Origin of the sequence: Flavobacterium sp. Root420, from assembly GCF_001427905.1 — a bacterium.
Taxonomy (GTDB): domain Bacteria; phylum Bacteroidota; class Bacteroidia; order Flavobacteriales; family Flavobacteriaceae; genus Flavobacterium.
The window spans coordinates 36,392-55,036 of sequence record NZ_LMEF01000006.1 but is presented as its reverse complement, the minus strand read 5'-3'; the positions used below and the strand labels follow the sequence as shown (position 1 = coordinate 55,036).

The 18,645-nt window shown below is 33.4% G+C and carries 21 protein-coding genes; 17 read left to right on the top strand and 4 right to left on the bottom strand.

Annotated features, from left to right (window positions below):
* Positions 1-7 precede the first annotated feature (7 nt).
* The 8 genes from cyoE to ASC72_RS05905 all read left to right on the top strand — a co-directional run bounded on the left by cyoE (position 8) and on the right by ASC72_RS05905 (position 5,166).
* Positions 8-910 (top strand): heme o synthase, encoded by a 903-nt coding sequence (gene cyoE / locus ASC72_RS05940; protein WP_056188295.1) that lies wholly within the window; start codon positions 8-10, stop codon positions 908-910.
* A 2-nt stretch (positions 911-912) separates the two neighbouring features.
* Positions 913-1,500: a cytochrome c oxidase subunit 3 gene (locus ASC72_RS05935; protein ID WP_056188292.1), complete on the top strand. Its 588-nt coding sequence runs from the start codon at positions 913-915 to the stop codon at positions 1,498-1,500.
* A gap of 42 nt (positions 1,501-1,542) precedes the next feature.
* The gene (locus tag ASC72_RS05930; protein WP_056188289.1) at positions 1,543-2,523 is read left to right on the top strand and encodes a cytochrome c oxidase subunit 3; all 981 of its coding nucleotides are present in this window, start codon (positions 1,543-1,545) and stop codon (positions 2,521-2,523) included.
* Positions 2,524-2,541: 18 nt separating this feature from the next.
* Positions 2,542-2,898, top strand: coding sequence for a cytochrome C oxidase subunit IV family protein (locus ASC72_RS05925; protein WP_056188287.1), 357 nt, complete (start codon positions 2,542-2,544; stop codon positions 2,896-2,898).
* Positions 2,899-2,976: 78 nt separating this feature from the next.
* Complete coding sequence (locus tag ASC72_RS05920; RefSeq protein WP_056188283.1) at positions 2,977-3,633, top strand: hypothetical protein; 657 nt, start codon at positions 2,977-2,979, stop codon at positions 3,631-3,633.
* Positions 3,634-3,643: 10 nt separating this feature from the next.
* On the top strand, positions 3,644-4,333 hold the full coding sequence (locus ASC72_RS05915) for an SCO family protein (RefSeq protein ID WP_056188279.1): 690 nt from the start codon (positions 3,644-3,646) through the stop codon (positions 4,331-4,333).
* Between the two features lies 1 nt (position 4,334).
* Positions 4,335-4,874 carry a DUF420 domain-containing protein gene (locus tag ASC72_RS05910; protein ID WP_056188276.1) on the top strand — a complete coding sequence of 180 codons (540 nt, stop codon included), beginning with the start codon at positions 4,335-4,337 and terminating at the stop codon, positions 4,872-4,874.
* Positions 4,867-5,166: a hypothetical protein gene (locus ASC72_RS05905; RefSeq protein ID WP_056188273.1), complete on the top strand. Its 300-nt coding sequence runs from the start codon at positions 4,867-4,869 to the stop codon at positions 5,164-5,166. The genes ASC72_RS05910 and ASC72_RS05905 overlap by 8 nt, the downstream gene beginning before the upstream one ends.
* A gap of 42 nt (positions 5,167-5,208) precedes the next feature.
* Here the strand turns inward: ASC72_RS05905 and ASC72_RS05900 are convergent, their stop codons facing one another.
* Positions 5,209-6,615, bottom strand: coding sequence for a DUF4403 family protein (locus ASC72_RS05900; RefSeq protein ID WP_056188271.1), 1,407 nt, complete (start codon positions 6,613-6,615; stop codon positions 5,209-5,211).
* Between the two features lie 176 nt (positions 6,616-6,791).
* Between ASC72_RS05900 and ASC72_RS05895 the strand changes: the two genes are divergently transcribed.
* The 7 genes from ASC72_RS05895 (at position 6,792) to tsaB (ending at position 14,615) form a co-directional block, all read left to right on the top strand.
* On the top strand, positions 6,792-7,493 hold the full coding sequence (locus tag ASC72_RS05895; RefSeq protein WP_056188268.1) for an ABC transporter ATP-binding protein: 702 nt from the start codon (positions 6,792-6,794) through the stop codon (positions 7,491-7,493).
* Positions 7,486-8,730: an ABC transporter permease gene (locus ASC72_RS05890; protein WP_056188265.1), complete on the top strand. Its 1,245-nt coding sequence runs from the start codon at positions 7,486-7,488 to the stop codon at positions 8,728-8,730. Before ASC72_RS05895 ends, ASC72_RS05890 begins: the two co-directional genes overlap by 8 nt.
* A gap of 2 nt (positions 8,731-8,732) precedes the next feature.
* The gene (locus tag ASC72_RS05885; RefSeq protein ID WP_056188262.1) at positions 8,733-9,998 is read left to right on the top strand and encodes an ABC transporter permease; all 1,266 of its coding nucleotides are present in this window, start codon (positions 8,733-8,735) and stop codon (positions 9,996-9,998) included.
* A gap of 39 nt (positions 9,999-10,037) precedes the next feature.
* A complete protein-coding gene (locus ASC72_RS05880; protein ID WP_056188259.1) occupies positions 10,038-11,156 on the top strand; it encodes an efflux RND transporter periplasmic adaptor subunit in 1,119 nt (372 codons plus the stop codon).
* 78 nt (positions 11,157-11,234) lie between these two features.
* Entirely contained in the window at positions 11,235-12,620 is a 1,386-nt protein-coding gene (locus ASC72_RS05875) for a TolC family protein (RefSeq protein WP_056188256.1), read from the top strand.
* A gap of 6 nt (positions 12,621-12,626) precedes the next feature.
* Complete coding sequence (locus ASC72_RS05870; protein ID WP_056188255.1) at positions 12,627-13,916, top strand: efflux RND transporter periplasmic adaptor subunit; 1,290 nt, start codon at positions 12,627-12,629, stop codon at positions 13,914-13,916.
* 27 nt (positions 13,917-13,943) lie between these two features.
* Positions 13,944-14,615 carry a tRNA (adenosine(37)-N6)-threonylcarbamoyltransferase complex dimerization subunit type 1 TsaB gene (tsaB, locus tag ASC72_RS05865; RefSeq protein WP_056188252.1) on the top strand — a complete coding sequence of 224 codons (672 nt, stop codon included), beginning with the start codon at positions 13,944-13,946 and terminating at the stop codon, positions 14,613-14,615.
* 8 nt (positions 14,616-14,623) lie between these two features.
* Here tsaB and ASC72_RS05860 read toward each other — a convergent pair whose 3' ends face one another.
* The 3 genes from ASC72_RS05860 to ASC72_RS05850 all read right to left on the bottom strand — a co-directional run bounded on the left by ASC72_RS05860 (position 14,624) and on the right by ASC72_RS05850 (position 16,987).
* Positions 14,624-15,433, bottom strand: coding sequence for a mechanosensitive ion channel family protein (locus ASC72_RS05860; protein ID WP_056188247.1), 810 nt, complete (start codon positions 15,431-15,433; stop codon positions 14,624-14,626).
* 90 nt (positions 15,434-15,523) lie between these two features.
* Positions 15,524-15,931, bottom strand: coding sequence for a hypothetical protein (locus ASC72_RS05855; RefSeq protein ID WP_056188242.1), 408 nt, complete (start codon positions 15,929-15,931; stop codon positions 15,524-15,526).
* Positions 15,932-16,087: 156 nt separating this feature from the next.
* Entirely contained in the window at positions 16,088-16,987 is a 900-nt protein-coding gene (locus tag ASC72_RS05850; RefSeq protein ID WP_056188241.1) for a NifU family protein, read from the bottom strand.
* A 143-nt stretch (positions 16,988-17,130) separates the two neighbouring features.
* Here ASC72_RS05850 and ASC72_RS05845 point away from each other — a divergent pair, with 143 nt between their 5' ends.
* Both ASC72_RS05845 and ASC72_RS05840 read left to right on the top strand, forming a co-directional pair.
* Positions 17,131-18,120: a type IX secretion system membrane protein PorP/SprF gene (locus ASC72_RS05845; RefSeq protein WP_056188238.1), complete on the top strand. Its 990-nt coding sequence runs from the start codon at positions 17,131-17,133 to the stop codon at positions 18,118-18,120.
* A 6-nt stretch (positions 18,121-18,126) separates the two neighbouring features.
* Positions 18,127-18,645: a gamma carbonic anhydrase family protein gene (locus ASC72_RS05840; protein ID WP_056188236.1), complete on the top strand. Its 519-nt coding sequence runs from the start codon at positions 18,127-18,129 to the stop codon at positions 18,643-18,645.

The window sequence follows — 18,645 nt, the reverse complement described above, 5'->3', positions numbered from 1 at the left end:
TAACGGTTTGAATACTACAAAAAATACATTTTCATTAAAATCAATATTTCAGGATTTCAAAGAAATAACTAAAGCAGGATTAGCTATTAGTGTTTTGTTCTCTTCAATTGCGGGATATTTATTGGGTGTAAATGATGAACACCCTTTTAAATGGAGTGTTTTGGCGATTTTGTCAATCGGTGGATATTGTATGGTTGGAGCATCAAATGCTTTTAATCAGGTAATTGAAAAAGACATCGATTTATTAATGGATCGTACAAAAAACCGTCCTGTTCCGGCGGGGAGAATGTCTCCAAATATGGCTTTGTTTGTTGCCAGTTTACTGACTATTTTAGGTATTGGTTTGTTGTATTCAATAAATGCAAAGTCGGCAATGTTTGCTGCAATTTCAATATTTTTATACACTAGTATTTATACGCCATTAAAAACGGTAACTTCGTTATCAGTTTTTGTTGGTGCTTTTCCAGGTGCAATTCCATTTATGTTGGGCTGGGTAGCAGCTACAGGAGAATTCGGTATCGAAGCCGGAACCTTGTTTTTAATCCAGTTTTTCTGGCAGTTTCCTCATTTTTGGGCTATTGGATGGTTTTTGTATGAAGACTATGAAAAAGCTGGAATCTTCATGCTTCCAACAGGCAAAAAGGATAAAGGCACTGCGTTACAGGTTATTTTATATACAGTTTGGTTAATCATAGCCTCCTTATTACCTGTTTTAGGGTATACAGGACAGTTATTCATTAGTCCCATTGCTGCAGTTATAGTGTTTTTATTAGGATTGTGGATGTTGTTTTATGCTGTAAAGCTGTATCAAATACGAACGGCAAAAGCAGCCAGAACATTAATGCTGGTAAGTGTTTCGTATATATCGTTACTTCAAATAGTGTATATAGTAGATAAATTTTTAAGATAGTTATGGAAATGACAATGACAACAGGTGAGGAACAATTACAGAAATCAAAATCGGCTAAACTGATTTTGTTATTCGCTATGGTAAGTATGACCATGATGTTTGCCGGACTTACAAGTGCATTTGTAGTAAGTAAATCAAGAGCTGACTGGTTGAAGAATTTTGAACTGCCAACAGCATTTTATTACAGTACAGTAGTTATTATTGGTTGCAGTATTACTTTTTATTTGGCTAAAAAAGCAATTCAAAAAGACAATAGAAGCGCAACAACGGCATTGCTTTTAGGAACATTAACGTTAGGTGTTTTATTTGTGATTTTGCAATTTAAAGGTTTTGGACAAATTGTAGAAAGCGGGTATTATTTTACTGGAGAAGGTAGCTCGATTACTACAACTTTTCTTTATGTGGTAACGGTTACACACTTATTACACTTGGCTGGCGGACTAATTTCACTTTTAATTATAATTTATAATCATTTTAAACAAAAATACAATTCGACTCAAACTCTTGGTATAGAACTAGGTGCGATGTATTGGCACTTTTTGGATTTATTATGGGTATATTTATTTTTATTTTTATATTTCTTTAAATAAGAAAAAAACGTAAATTTGGGAACTTTTTAACGAATATCTTTTATGGAAGCGACAGTTACTACTGCAAATAACGAAGAAAAAACTTGGGGAGGCGGCAATGAGCCATTAGGAGCAAGTTATGGTAAAATGATGATGTGGTTTTTTATCGTATCAGATGCCCTGACATTCTCTGGATTCTTGGCGGCTTATGGTTTTTCTAGATTTAAATTTATTGAAACCTGGCCTTTGGCTGATGAAGTGTTTACTCACTTCCCATTTATGCATGGCGTTTCGGCTCCTATGTATTATGTGGCCTTAATGACTTTTATTTTGATTTTCTCATCTGTAACAATGGTTTTGGCTGTTGATGCAGGTCACCAATTGAAAAAAACAAAGGTTGCTATTTATATGTTCTTAACTATTATTGGAGGTTTGATCTTCGTTGGTTCTCAAGCCTGGGAGTGGAAAAACTTCATTAAAGGAGAATATGGTGCAGTTGAAACAGCAGGTGGAAGTTTATTGCAGTTTGTTGATGCACAAGGAAACAGAGTAGCTCTTGAAAAGTTTGCTGTGAAATTGCCAGAACAAAGACAAGCGCTTACAAGAGCAGAAGGTATGTGGTTTGTAGAAGATGCAGAAACACGACCTACCTATTCTGTTGCTGAAGTACAGGCTGGTTTTAAAGCACATCCTGAGTTATTGATAAGAACGGAGCAGCTTACTGATAAAAAGAAGAAAACGGTATTGACAAGAGCAGAATCTGAGTCTCGTCTAAGTACTGCAAAATATGTAGTAGAAGGAGCTAACTTAACCAGAAACGAATACGGAAGTAAATTATTTGCTGATTTCTTCTTCTTCATTACTGGATTCCACGGATTCCACGTGTTTTCAGGAGTTATAATCAATATCATTATTTTCTTTAATGTATTATTGGGAACTTACGAAAAAAGAAGAAGTTACGAAATGGTAGAGAAAGTTGGTCTATACTGGCACTTTGTCGATCTAGTTTGGGTATTTGTATTTACAGTTTTCTACTTAGTTTAATTTTTAAGATTTATCATTATGTCACACGGCCACGAATACGTATCAAATACAAAAAGAATCTGGTTTGTTTTTGGATTGCTATCAGTTGTAACAACAGTTGAAGTTTTCCTTGGAATTGTTAAACCAGGATTTTTAGAATTCAATCATTTTGTAGGTTTGAACTTGTTGAACTGGATATTTTATATCTTAACAATATTCAAAGCATATTATATAATATGGGCATTTATGCACATGGAAGGTGAAAAAAGTAGTCTTAGATGGGCTGTTGTATCGCCAGTTATTTTCCTAGTTTTATATTTATTGTTTATTCTGTTGACAGAAGGGCATTATATTTATGGGGTTTTTAAAGATTCTACTATTAAATGGAATTTTTAACATGATATTAATTCGAAAAGAAGCTCCGTTTAACGGAGCTTTTTTTATTTTTGTACTTCAATAACTTCCGTTAATAAAATGAAAAAAAATATAGTTCTCTTTGTACTTTTTGTTCTGCCAATTGTAGCCTATTTGTTTTTTGCTTCAGGAGTAAACAGTTTTACTAAACTTCCCACAATAACTCCTAAAATTGCTGACCTTGGTAATTGGAAATCACTAAAAGGCGAAAAAGTAACCTTAAATAATAAGATAACTATTCTTGGGTTTTCTGGTTCTGAAATTTTAAAAAATAGAGGAAACTTTTTCAATCTGAATGAAAAAATCTATCAACGTTATAATGGTTTTAAAGATTTGCAGTTTGTAGTGGTTTGTCCTTTAGGAACAGAAAAAGATGCCCAAAAAATTGTTGAGTCTCTTGGCGCTTTTACTGATGTTTCAGGTTGGCATTTTGTTTTTGCTTCCTCTGCGGAAATTAAAACCTTCTACGATCAATTGCATTTAAAAGGAAAATTAGATCAAGATCTCGGAACATCAAATGTTTATATAGTAGATAAAGAACGAAATTTAAGAGGAAGAAAGGGCGCTTCGAAAGATAAAAAAGACGAATATAAAGAGGGTTATAATACCTTTCATCCTTCTGAATTAAGCAATGAAATGCTGGATGATTTTAAAATCATATTATACGAATATCGCGCTGCTCTTAAAAAGAATCATAATGCCACAAAAGAACTTTAATCTTTAAAATATGTTTAAAAACAAATCATATATCGGAATTTCGTTTATCATTTTAATTTTCGGAATTTACGCAGTGCCAAAAATTGTTGACAGAATAAAAAATGGCGAAGTTGTAAAAGGAAATCGTTTGGATAACGTAGGTTTGAAAACTTCAAAATCTGACACCAAATTATTGACTATTGGCCCAGCTCCTAAATTTGAACTAACGAATCAGGACAACGTTAAAATATCAAATGAATCTTATAAAGGGAAAGTATATGTGTTAGAGTTTTTCTTCACAACTTGTCCATCTATATGTCCAAAGATGAATTTAAGTATGCTGGAAATTGAGAAAACTTTTTTCGGAAATCCAAACTTTGGAATCGTTTCCATTACAATCGATCCGGCTCATGATACGGCACAGGTTTTAAAAGATCACGCTAAATTACTTGGCGTGAAATCATCAAACTGGAATTTCCTGACAGGAGACAAAGCAACCATTATGGATTTGTCAAACAAAGGATTTAACCTGTATGCTGGCGAAAATGCTAAAGTAAATGGAGGTTTTGAACATTCTGGTTTGTTTGCCTTAATTGATAAAGATGGAAATATTCGTTGTAGAAAAGATGAATTCGGAAACCCGATTCTATATTATGACGGATTAGATAAAAAAGGAGTTAGAGATATTCAGGAAGACATTAAAATATTATTAGAAGAATAAAATGGAAGATCATTCATTAGAAAAAAAATACAGCAAGTTTATTGTTGCTGTATCAATCATAATTCCGGTTGTCGTGGCTATATTATTTGGTGTTAAGCTAAAAGACTTCGGAATTAATGTTGAGCCGCTTTCATTTTTACCTCCAATTTACGCAACGATAAACGGAATTACAGCAATTGTTTTAATATGGGCTGTTTTGGCTATTAAAAATGGAAAACGTAAACTTCATGAGCAATTAATGACTTCTGCAATTGCTTTGTCCGTAGCCTTTTTAGTGATGTATGTTGCGTATCACATGACCGCAGATTCTACTAAATTTGGTGGTGAAGGTGTAATACGTTATGTTTATTTCTTCATTCTAATAACTCACATTTTATTGTCTATTGCAATTATTCCGTTAGTATTAATAAGTTATGTCAGAGCGCTTGCACAACGATTCGACAGACATAGAAAAATAGCTAAAATAACTTTTCCACTTTGGTTGTATGTTGCAGTTACAGGTGTTGTGATTTACTTAATGATTTCTCCTTATTATGCATAAAATAGAAAATAGAATACAGAATAAAGAAAATAGAATAGAAAACAGAAGAAGAGTTAGGGATTTAATCTCAACGAAATACTTTTATGTTCTTTTCTCTATGTTCTTTTCTCTTGCAGCTAATGCTCAATGCGCCATGTGTCGTGCAGCGCTTGCGGGAGATTCTAATACAAAAAAAGCAGAAGCAGTAAATGACGGTATCGTTTATTTGATGGTAATTCCGTATTTACTTGTTGGAATTATAGGTGTTTTAATTTATAGAATGTACCAATCAAAAAAGAAAAAAGCAGTATAATTTTTATACTGTTTTTTTCTTTTTTGATGAGCTTGTAACTTTTTATTTTAAGCCATCAACAGAAACATTTACTGTTCCGTTTACCTTTATAAAAGCTATAATGGCCTGATTTGTCAATTGAATTTTGTCAAACAGGATGTCTTCCATTTTTCCATTTACAAACACACCTGGCATTGGAGAATAGTTTTTAAGATAAGACGCCATGCTTTTTTTGCCTTCTTCTAAATTAGGCTGGATCGAATAGCGACAACTTTGTTCCATTTTTTTTAATATGTAGCCCTGTCCTAACCAGCTTGCGGTACGCATCAGTTTACTTTTGGTATCTAAGACATAATCAAGTTTGTCAAAATAAATTTCTTTTGTCTGCGGATTATATTGTGGAAATCCATTTAAATAAAGCGTTCCGTTTATGGATCCTAAAACATCCAGCGCAATCACCATTTTCCCGTCTTTATGCCAGATTGTAACATTTTTTACTGTTATTTTTTTGCTTCCGGAACCAAATTCCTGGCCTGCAAAATTTTTGGTCATTATTTTAGAAGCATCAATGTAAGTTGAAATTGCTGCGATATTAGCTGAAATCTGATTTGGAATTTTAGCAACAGGTTTCAAAACAATTTTATTGGCATTGAATTTAGATTCAGGTTGTTTACCAACAATAGTTTCCATATTACATTTCACTCCCATATCCAATAAAAACAAATCATTTTTAAGTTTTGCATTGGTTGAATAAATTTCAACTGGGGTAATTCGTAACCAGCTTTCATAAGTATCACTCATTTGAAATGGCGTGCATATTTTTTCTAAGGCTGATAAAACATTCGGTTTAAAATCCATTGATTTTTCTATCGCTTCATCAATTTTCTTTTCAATTTTAGATTTAAAAATAGAAATGGCAGGATTAACCAGATAGGTTATCGGCATGTTTTTTCCGAAAACGAGCATTGTCGGACTTTCGTTCCAATCTAGAGATTTAAATTCAGTTTTGGTGTTTAATTTCCAATTTGTCAATGCTACTTCACTAGATAGAGTAATAACTCCATTTAAATTAAATTCACGGGTATCATAAAGTTCGACACCGAGTTTTTTTGTTCCAATCCTATATTTGATAGTAGCTTTTAAAGGCAGAACTGTTTTTATCTTTTTATCTGGATTTGCAGGATCATTTTGAATTTTTATTGGCGCCTGTTTCCAAATTTTCATTTCAATATCATCATCTTCGATGTTATTGTCTTCATAAATTAATCCTGTTAAAATTGAGTTAGTCTGATTCTCAATATCGGTTAATTTTACCGTTATTGGCAGGTTAATAAAGGATGGATTCGCATCATAAACTAACGGACTGGCATCATCTGGTTCGGGTTTTAAAGTTTCTAATTTTTGCGATGTTGAACATCCGGAAAACAGTGTAAGTGCCGTGAATAAAGAGAAAATTGAAAAAAACTTCATTATTAAGATTTTTTTGATTGATGCAAAATTAAGAAAACAATTATATTATCTTAAAAATGTGTAACATTTGATAAAGAATCGAGTCTTATTGTAATATCAAAACGAAATTATTAACGTTTTCTTACCATAAATTACTTAATAAAAATGTTATTATTGTTTTAAAATTTAACAGTACCATGATAGAAATCAAAGATTTACATAAATCCTATAAAATGGGAAGTTCAGAATTACATGTGTTAAAAGGAATAAATTTTAATATTGAAGAAGGCGAGCTGGTTGCTATCATGGGATCTTCTGGTTCAGGTAAATCGACACTTCTTAATATATTAGGAATTTTGGACGAAGCTGATTCTGGTAGTTATATTTTAGATAAAACACCTATTAAAAAATTGAACGAAACGATTGCTTCTAAATACAGAAATAAGTTTTTAGGATTTGTTTTTCAATCTTTCAATTTGATCAATTATAAAACTGCGCTGGATAATGTGGCGATGCCATTATATTATCAGGGAATAAAGAGAAAAGAGCGATACGAAATTGCTATGAGATATTTGGAAAAAGTAGGTCTGGGTTCACATTCACACCATTTACCGAACGAACTTTCCGGAGGTCAAAAACAGCGTGTTGCAATTGCCAGAGCGTTAGCATCTAATCCAAAAGTTTTATTGGCAGATGAACCAACGGGAGCTTTGGATACTAAAACTTCATATGAGGTTATGGAACTTATTCAGGGAATTAACGATGAAGGTAAAACTATTTTGATCGTTACACACGAGCCTGATATTGCCGCAATGTGCAAGAGAAATGTGGTCCTGAAAGACGGATTAATTATCGATGATAAAAAGGTAGAACAAGTTAGAGCTTCATCTTATGTTTAATATTGAGCGTTGGCAGGAAATATTCGAAGCAATCTCCAAAAATCGGCTAAGAACATTCTTAACAGGAATTTCTGTGGCCTCAGGTATTTTTATTTTAGTGATTTTGCTTGGTGCGGGTAAAGGGCTTCAGAACGGAATTGAAAAACAATTCGAACGTGACGCTGCCGGAATTATTGAAGTTTGGTCCGGAACAACTACAAAAGAGTATAAAGGGTTAAACCCGGGAAGACAAATTCAGTATAGAGACGCAGACTTTAATCAATCTGTGCAGAAATTTGATGATAAACTAGATATGAGAGCCGCAACCTATAATTTTTGGGGAGCGCCATTTTCCTACGGAAAAGAATCTGGAAGTTATCAATATAGAGGTGTAACTCCCGATTATGGCGGAGTCGAAAATTTAAACATAGTTCAGGGAAGATATGTAAATAGTTCAGATTTGGCCAATAATGAGAAAGTGGCGTGTATCGGAATGAAAATTAAAACGGATCTGTTTAAAGACAAAGATGCTTTAGGTAAAGAAATCATAATCAATGGTATTAATTTTAAAGTAGTTGGTGTTTTTACTGATCCGGGAGGAGAAAGAGAAGAAGCCAGAGCTTATTTACCATTAACTACTGTGCAAAGAGCTTTTGGTGGCGGAGATAAAATAAGCAATTTGTTTTTTACGATGAAAAAGACAAATGATTATGACGAAGCTTTAGCGCAATCTAAAAAATTCACTCAAGATTTGAAGAATCTGCTGAAAAGTAGAAATATGGTAGCTCCTGAAGATGATGGTGGTGTTGGTGTTTATAATTCGGTTGAAGATGCCAAACAGTTTTATGATTTAAATCTTTATATCAGATTGTTCTTTTGGTGGGTAGGAATTTGTACGATCATTGCCGGAGTTGTTGGGGTAAGTAACATTATGCTAATTATTGTAAAAGAGAGAACAAAAGAAATTGGAATCAGAAAGGCTTTAGGTGCGTCACCATTTTCTATCATTTCAATGATATTGCATGAATCCATTTTTATTACAACAATTGCTGGTTTTTCAGGGCTACTAGCCAGTTTGCTCTTGCTTGAATTTGTGGGACCAATGGTGCAAAGTGAATATTTTCAACATCCCGAAGTCGATTTCAGCGTGGCATTGACAACACTAGCTCTACTTGTATTTGCGGGAGCATTGGCAGGATTTTTCCCAGCATATAGAGCAGCCAAAATTAAACCTATTGTAGCACTTAGAGACGAATAATTATGTTTAAGAAAGATAATTGGGACGAGATTTTACAGGCTTTAACAGCCAATGTTTTCAGAACAACTCTAACTGCATTTGGTGTGTTTTGGGGTATATTTATTTTGGTAATATTGTTAGCGGCCGGAAATGGTTTAGAAAATGGTATCAAAAAAGGTTTTGACGGAATTGCCACAAACACAATGTTTATGTGGAGCCAGACAACATCAAAAGCCTATAAAGGTTTGCCTAAAACCCGTCGTTACGATTTTAGAAATAGTGATGTAGCAGCATTAAAAGCAGCTTTGCCTGATTTATTATATGTTTCACCAAGAAACCAATTAGGTGATTTTAACGGGACAAATAATGTGGTGCGCGGTACAAAGACTTCAGCATTTACTGTCTATGGTGATTATCCGGAGTTGATTAAACAACAGCCAATGGATATCATTAAAGGTCGTTTTATCAACCAGCAGGATATTTTGGAGAGAAGAAAAATTGCTGTGATTGGAAAAGGTGTTATTAGTGAATTGTATGGAAAAGAAGAAGAAGCGATTGGGACTTACATAAAAGTAAATGGAATTAACTTTATGGTAGTTGGCGTTTATCATTCTAAACAGCAAGGCGGAAATGCAGAACAGGAACAGAAGAATATTTTCGTCCCGTTTACGACTTTTCAACAAGCGTTTAATTATGGAGATAAAGTGGGCTGGATGGCGCTTACGGCAAAAGATGAAACTTCAATAACCGATTTAAAGCCAAGAATTCTGGAACTTATAAAATCACTTCATTCCATAAATCCGAAAGATGACAGAGCCGTAGGTAATTTCGATTTGTATGAGCAATTCAACAAAGTGCAAAGTTTGTTTAACATCTTAAAAATCATTGCCTATTTCGTAGGAACACTGGTTTTGATTTCGGGCGTGATTGGAATTTCAAATATTATGCTTATTGTAGTTAAGGAACGTACAAAAGAAATAGGAATTCGTAGAGCTTTAGGTGCAACGCCTGGCGCTATTCGCGGACAAATTTTATCTGAATCTATATTTTTAACTATTATTTCAGGAATGTTTGGAATTGCAGTAGCAACCGGAATTATTGCCCTCTTAAATATGGTTTTGGATTCGATGCCCCCCGAAAGTAATACTATGTTTGCGAACCCGAGTGTAGATTTAAGAGTAGTATTTGTTGCTTTATTAATATTAGTAGGATCTGGTTTGCTGGCAGGATTTATTCCGGCGCAGACCGCAATTAATGTAAAGCCTGTAGATGCTTTACGAACAGAATAAATTATCAATCAAAATATAATCGATTAAATCAAAAACAAAATGAAAAAAGGAGTAACCGTAACCATTTTAATCTTTATTGCTTTAGTTTTCTTTGGCGCACTTTACTATTTGTATGCGAAAAATCAAGAATCACCAATCGTTTTTAAAACAGAGAAAGCAGAGATTAAAACGATCGTAAAAACCACCATTGCAACTGGTAATATTCAACCTGATGAAGAGGTCCTAATCAAACCAAATATCTCAGGTATTATCGAAGAGGTATATATCAAAGCTGGTGAGAAAATTAAAGCAGGCGACATGATTGCTAAAATTAGAGTTGTTGCCAATGTATCTAATGTAAGCAGTACTCAAAATCAGGTACAAACAGCTAAAATTGCATTAGATAATCAGGAGAAAATTTATAAAAGACAAAAAACCTTATTTGAAAAAGAGGTAATCTCTGCTAACGATTTTGATGCAGCTCAATTAGCTTATACTCAGGCGAAACAAAATTATTTAGCTGCGAGACAAAGTTTGGATATTGTAAAAACAGGAACAACAACATCATTAGGAAGTTATGCCAATACTTTAATACGTTCAACTGTAAACGGAATGGTTTTGGCTGTTCCGGTAAAAGTGGGAAATCAGGTTATTGAAAGTAATAACTTTAATGAAGGAACTACAATTGCCAGCGTTGCAGATGTTGGGAGAATGATTTTTATTGGAAAAATCGATGAATCTGAAGTAGGAAAAATTAAAGTTCAAATGCCAATTGAAATTACTGTTGGTGCAATTGAGAATAAAAAATTCGATGCTCTTCTGACGGATATCGCTCCAAAGGGTATAGTAGAAAATGGTGCAATTCAATTTGAAATAAAAGCTTCTTTAGAAAACAGAGATGCTACTTTTATCAGAGCCGGATTAAGTGCAAATGCTTCTATTATTTTAGAGAAAGCAGACAAAGTTTTGGCAATTAAGGAATCGTTAGTTCAATTTGACAAAAAAACTCAAAAACCTTATGTTGAAATCGAAACAGGACCACAGAAGTTTCAGAGAAAAGATTTAGTTCTGGGTGTTAGCGACGGAATATACGTTCAGGTTAAAAGCGGTATTAAGGATTCAGATAAAATTAAAATCTGGAATCAGGGCTTGATCAGTGAAGGAGAAGAAAAAAAATAATTTGAAAGTATAAAGAGTTTTTTGGGTTTATAAAATGTTAAATTTGCATAGTGTTTGCTATGCTTTCATTCAAAATATATGAAAATAAATAAATATAATAGTCTTGTTTTTGCTATACTTTTAGGGTTTGGATTATCAGCCCAGGCACAAACAAAACAATGGACACTGGAAGAATGTGTGCGATATGCACTAGACAATAATATCACAATAAAATTATCAGAACTAGATGTAAAAAATGCTGATATAGATAAAAAAGATGCTTTTGGAAATTACCTTCCGTCAGTAAATGGAAGTGCTTCACACTCCTGGAATATTGGTTTGAATCAGGATGTTACGACAGGTCTTTTGCGTAATCAGACAACTCAATATTCATCAGTAGGTTTAAATGCGGGAGTTGATATTTACAAAGGTTTACAGATTCAAAATACATATAGAAGAACAAAACTTTCTATTATTGCATCACAGTATCAATTATTAAAAATGCAGGAAGATATTTCGCTGAATGTCGCGAATGCGTTTCTACAAATTCTATCTTATAAAGAAGAGTTAAAAGTAAAAAAAGAACAATTAGCGATTGATGAAAAGCGATTAAAACGTTCTGAAGAAATGGTAAATGCCGGAACAATTCCACGTGGGGATTTATATGATCTAAAAGCGACCATTGCAACAGATCAACAGGCGATTACTGTTTCAGAGAATAATTTACTGATCTCAAAATTAAGTTTAGCGCAGCTTTTACAATTAAAAGAATTTGCAGATTTTGATGTAATAGATGATACAAATGCAAAAGATGAAAATAATATCATGGCGCAAAACCCAATTGATATTTACAATAAAGCAAAAGAAACAAGAACAGAATTGAAACTGGCACAGACTAATCTTGAAATTGCTGAGAAAAATGTAGCTATTGCAAAAGGCGCTTATCAGCCTACGCTTTCTGGTTTTTATGGTTTTAATACCAGAGCCAGTTATAGTGATAAAGTTGTAGGAGTAGATGCTAATGGTGATCCGATTTTAGGAGGTCCAGATCCTGTTTTTCAACAATTTAGTGATAATAAAGGACATAATTTTGGGTTTCAGTTGAATGTTCCAATTTTCAACGGTTTCTCAGTTCGAAATAATGTAGAACGAAATAAAGTTAATTTAGAAAAATCTAAAATAGATTTAGAGCAAAAAAGTTTAGATTTGCAACGTAACGTTTATACTGCTTTTACAAATGCAAAAGGAGCGTTAAATACATATGAATCATCAACTGTAACTTTAGAAGCGAGACAGCAGGCTTATAATTATGCTAAAGAAAAGTATGATGTAGGTTTGATGAATTCATTCGATTTTACACAGGCTCAGACATTGTTGACAAATGCACAGTCTGATGTTATCAGAACGAAATACGATTACATGTTCAAAATAAAAATACTTGAATTCTACTTTGGAATTCCAATTGTCCCAATTATTACAAAATAATTTATTATGTCAAAAAAAACAGTTTATTTCTTAATAGGAGGCGCCGTAGTTATTATTGCAGTTTTAGTAGGTCTTTCAAAATCGGGAGTAATAGGAAATAAAGATGAAGGAAAAGAAGTAGAAATTTCAAAAGTAGTGGCTTCAACCATTGTCGAGACAGTTTCGGCAACAGGAAAAATTCAGCCGGAAATTGAAGTAAAACTTTCATCAATGGTTTCAGGTGAAATTATTGCATTAAATGTAAAAGAAGGTCAGGTTGTTAAAAAAGGAGATTTATTAGTAAAAATAAATCCGGATTTATATACCTCCGGATTAGATCGATCTGTTGCTAATTTATCTGGAACCAAAGCCAGTTTGTCGCAGTCTGAAGCAAGCTTTAAAGAAGCAAAAGCGAGCTACGAACGTAATAAAACATTATACGAGAAAGGTGTAATCTCAAAATCAGATTGGGATAAATCAATTGCAACTTTTGAGGTCGCCAAGGCTACCAAACAGAGTTCTTATTACAATGTTCAAAGCGCCTCGGCATCTGTAACTGAAGCTAAAGATAATTTGGGGCGTACTTTAATTTATGCTCCTGCAGACGGAACTATTTCGGTTTTAAATGTAGAATTAGGAGAGCGTGTTTTAGGAACGCAACAAATGGCTGGAACCGAGCTTTTGAGAGTGGCAAACCTAAACAACATGGAAGTTGAAGTGGATGTTAACGAAAATGACATTGTGAAAGTGAAAATTGGAGATGAAGCCAATGTTGAAGTAGATGCTTATTTAAAAAAGAAATTTAAAGGTATCGTAACGAGTATTTCTAACTCTGCAAGCTCGACGCTAACTTCAGATCAGGTTACTAATTTCAAGGTTAAAGTTCGTATTCTAAAAGAATCCTATCAGGATTTGTTAGAAGGCCAACCAAGCTCTTATTCTCCCTTTAGACCCGGAATGACAGCAACAGTTGATATTTTGACAAAAACAAAAGCAAATGTATTAGCAGTGCCTATTAGTTCAGTAGTTGTAAAATCAGATACGGCAGCCGTTAAGGATTTTACAGTAGAAGATCCTAATGAGAAAAAAGTAGTGCCAAAAAGTGATAAAAAATTCGAGTGTGTTTTTGTGAAAGTTGGAGATAAAGCTAAAATCAGAATCATTAAAACAGGAATTCAGGACGATACCAATATCGAAGTAATGTCTGGATTGAAGCCAGGTGATGTTGTTATTACAGGACCTTATACAACTGTTTCAAAAGAATTGAATTCTGGTGATAAAGTAAAGCTTAAAAAAGCTGAAGTTCCCAAAAAATAAATATTATAATCTTAAAAAATAAATACTTTGTCTTTTATTCTCAATATCGAAACGGCTACAAAAAACTGTTCTGTAGCAATTGCAAAAAATGGTGAAACAATTTTATGTAAGGAAATTGCAGAAGAAGGATATTCGCATGCCGAAAAACTCCATGTTTTTATCGAAGAAGCAATTGCCGAAGCAGGAATCACTGTTCAGGATTTAACTGCAATTGCAGTAAGTCAGGGACCTGGTTCTTATACAGGTTTGCGCATTGGGGTTTCAGCAGCAAAAGGATTGTGTTTTGCATTAAATATTCCGCTAATTGCTGTCGATACTTTGAAGACTTTAGCATCGCAAGCCAAAGTTTCTGAAGGTAAAATAATTCCAATGCTGGATGCCAGGAGAATGGAAGTTTACAGTGAAATTTTTAATGCGAACTTGGAAGTTGAAAGAGAAATCCAGGCAGAAGTTATTACAGAAGATTCTTTTGCTGCATATACGGATGTAATTTATTTTGTTGGAGACTGCGCAGACAAATGCAAACCAATTTTGACGAAAGATAACTTCATTTTTTTAGAAGATATAAAATACCCTTCAGCTTCGGCAATGAGTAAAATTAGTTTTGATAAATATCAAATAAGCGACACTGTAGATGTCGCTTATTTTGAACCTTATTATTTAAAAGATTTTATGATGGCACCTCCATCAAAAAAGTAATAAAACTTTTATTTTTGAAGCGTATACGGTTGAACTGAAATTCCGGCTTCATCTAAAGCTGCTTTACAGTTCTCTAGAGTTTCAGAGAAAACAGCACCATAGTTTACATTTTTTGCCCACGGACGTACTGAAAATTCTACGGCACTAGCTGTCAGGTTTTTTACAAAAACTTCCGGAGCAGGCTTTTTAAGTACTTTAGGATTTTTATTTAAAACATTTAAAAGAACTTCCTTCGCTTTTTTAATATCAGAATCATAGGAAACTGCAAAAGTCAAATCAGCTCTTCTTTCTCCCTGCATAGAATAATTAATGATCGTTCCGTTAGATAACGCACCATTTGGGACAAAAACAGTTTGATTGTTGGCAGTAAGCATTTTCGTAACAAAAATCTGAATTTCACTTACAGTTGCTATTACACCCTGAGCTTCGATAGTGTCACCAACTTTAAAAGGTTTGAAAACGATAATTAACATTCCGCCTGCAAAATTAGAAAGCGAGCCTTGTAGTGATAAACCAACTGCAAGCCCCATTGCTCCTAAAATGGCAACAAATGATGAAGTCTCGATACCAAGTTTTGAAATAAAGGTTACAAATAACAAAACTCTCAGTGCCCATATTAAAATATCGGAAAGGAATTTTGTAAGTGTCGGATCTAAATTTCTTTGAACCATTACTTTGGTAATAATTCTGTTTATTAATCGGATGGCATATATACCAATAAATAAAATTAGAAATGCCGAAACTAATTTTGGCGCATAATCAACTAGTACGTCAATGAATTTAGTGACGTATATACTAATTTGTTCTGGACTCATCATGTTATATTGAATAAAAAAACCTTCTCAAAACGAGAAGGTGTATTAGTAGTGCAAATATAAAGATATTTCTTCTATAAGAAAAATAAGTATCTATTCCTTATCAGCAATTTCGTCAGTAGGTTTTTCTTCGATAGTTGCTGCTGTTTCACTTGCATCAACCACAGTTTCTGAGGCAACTGTTTTAGTGTCGCTGGTTAATTCGTTTGTTTTTTCTTTTACAGAATCAATTACATCACTTATAGAATCGGTTGCTTTTTCAACATACTCACTAACAATATCCTTCGCCTGACCTGCATATTCAACTGCACTGTCAAGTAATGGTTCTGAAGCTTCTTTGGCTTTAGCGATAGTCTCTTCTGCAAAAGTCTCTGCTTTTTCAATATAAGGTGTAGCAGCTTCCTTGGCTTGCTCAAAAGTAGTTTCAGCCTGATTGGCCAAGTCTGTCGTGGATTCTTTGGCTGAGCCGAATAAATTCTTGAAAAATGAAGATAATCCCATAGTTTTATAATTGATTAGTTAATAATACAATATTAGACTTTTTTACAGGATTACAGCATGAATGTTAAAATAATTTATTGAAAGTTAAGAGATACGAGGTAATAAAAAAAGCGTCCACCAATGGCGAACGCTTTCTGTATTTTCTAATGTTATTTTTTATGCATTTACAGCTTCGACTTTAATAGCCTCATCATTTAACATGCTTTTCAACATGTTTTCGATTCCACTTTTTAGAGTAAAAGTAGAAGATGGACATCCGCTACAAGCACCTTGCAAAATAACTTTCACTGTTTTGTCATTTTCATTATACGAATCGAATGCAATATTTCCTCCATCGGCAGCAACGGCTGGTTTTACGTATTCTTCCAGGATGTTGATGATTTGTTGTGAAGTTACATCCAATTTATCAAAAGCTTCATCTTTAGTAACATCATTTTTTGTAGCAACTTCAATTAAACTTTCATCTAAAACAGTTCCTCCGTTTTCGATAAATTGTTTGATAAATGTTCTAACTTCCAATGTGATTTCATCCCAGTCGTTAATATCGTATTTAGTAACCGAAATATAATTTTCATCAATAAAAACTTCTTTTACATAAGGGAATTTGAATAATTCTTTTGCTAATGGAGAAGAAGCAGTTTGGTCAATATTTTTGTATTCTACCGGATTTCTGGTTAACATTCTGCTAACCACAAATTTTAGTGCCGCCGGATTTGGAGTTGTTTCTCCGTAAACCGTAATGGGTTGTTTTTTGGCTTTGTTTTCGTTGATTTTAATAATAACCCCACCTTTGTCTACAAATGCTGCAATTTGTTCTGCAACAGCATCTTGTACGTCTTCCCATTCTACAATACTGTATCTTTCGATAGCGATGAAATTTCCTGAAATGTAAACTGTTTTTACAAACGGAAGATAAAATAATTGTTGTGCTAATGGCGATTCTTGTGCCTCATCAATATTCTTAAATTCAAAATTTTGATTTTGAGTAATGAAATCTTCAAATTCAAATTTTAATATAGTCGGATTTTGAGTTTCCTTTATGGTGATTTTTGTCATGATTTGTAATTTTTCACAAATTTACTAAAGTTATTTTCTACTAATAGCTATATTTGGTTTTTTAATAAAATAATTAAGACTCTTTTCAAATAAATCGTATTAAATTAGGAGAGTCTAAAATATATTTAAACAATTTTGCCTTTATGGAATTTAGAATCAGGGTTTTATTCATATTTTTAATCACTTCGGTTTATTCTTATTCACAAGAAGGAATTCCAGTTTATTCAGATTATTTATCTGATAACTATTACTTGATTCATCCTTCTATGGCTGGAGCGGCAAATTGTGCGAAAATAAGATTAACAGCCAGAAAACAATGGTTTGGTCAGGATGATGCACCGGAACTTCAAACGTTAAGTTTTAACGGTCGAATAGGCGAGAGATCCGGGGCCGGAATTATTGTTTTTAATGATAAGAACGGTTATCATTCTCAAAAAGGCGTAAAGCTTACTTATGCACATCATATTATGTTTTCGAGAGATGAGATCGATTTGAATCAATTATCTTTTGGTATTAGTGGAGGAGTAATTCAAAATCAATTAGACGAAACAACGTTTGGAACAACATTTGACCCAATTGTTTCCGGACAGATTCAAAAAGATTCTTATTTTAATGTTGATGTTGGAGCGTCTTATAATTACTTAAATTTTTATGCTCACGCTACAGTTCAGGGACTGATCGAAACCAGAAGAGAATTGTATACGGATTATGAAAGTGATAATGTTAGAAAGTATCTTTTGAGCGCGGGATATGTTTTTGGTAAAAGTGAAAATATCACCTGGGAACCTTCAATATTGTTTCAAATGTTTGATCAGACGAAAGAAAAATCGATCGATTTAAACATGAAAGCGTACAAAAATATGGATTTTGGAAGCTTATGGGCGGCATTATCATATAGAAGAAGTTTTGATGGCGCACAATATCTTTCGGGAAGTGGTGTTTCATCTCAAAAATTGCAATATTTTACACCAATTATAGGTGTAAATTTTAAAAACTTTATGTTTGCGTACACGTACTCTCAAGTGATGGGAGATGTAAAGTTTGATACCGGCGGGTATCATCAAATTACTTTAGGAATCAATTTATTTTGTAAAAAGGAACGTTACGATTGTAATTGTCCGGCTATTAATTAATTTTTTATGCTAATTAAGTCTGTAAACGGAAAATCACCTTCAATTCCAGAGGATTGTTATGTTGCTGAAAATGCTACTATTGTTGGCGATGTTACATTTGGCGAATCTTGCAGTGTTTGGTTTAATGCTGTAATTCGTGGCGATGTTCACTTCATTAAAATTGGGAATAAAGTTAATATCCAGGATGGAGCAATCATTCATTGTACGTATCAAAAACATCCAACTATTATAGGAAACAATGTTTCAATTGGCCATAATGCAATTGTGCATGGGTGTACTATTCATGACAATGTTTTAATAGGAATGGGCGCGATTGTAATGGATAATTGTGTAGTTGAAAGCAATGCTATTGTGGCCGCTGGAGCAGTTGTTACACAAAATACAATTGTAACTTCAGGAAGTATTTATGCAGGTGTTCCTGCCAAAAAAGTAAAAGACATTGACCAATCTGATTTTGCAGGTGAAATCGAACGTATTTCAAACAACTATGTAATGTATTCGGGTTGGTTTAAAAACGAAGAATAA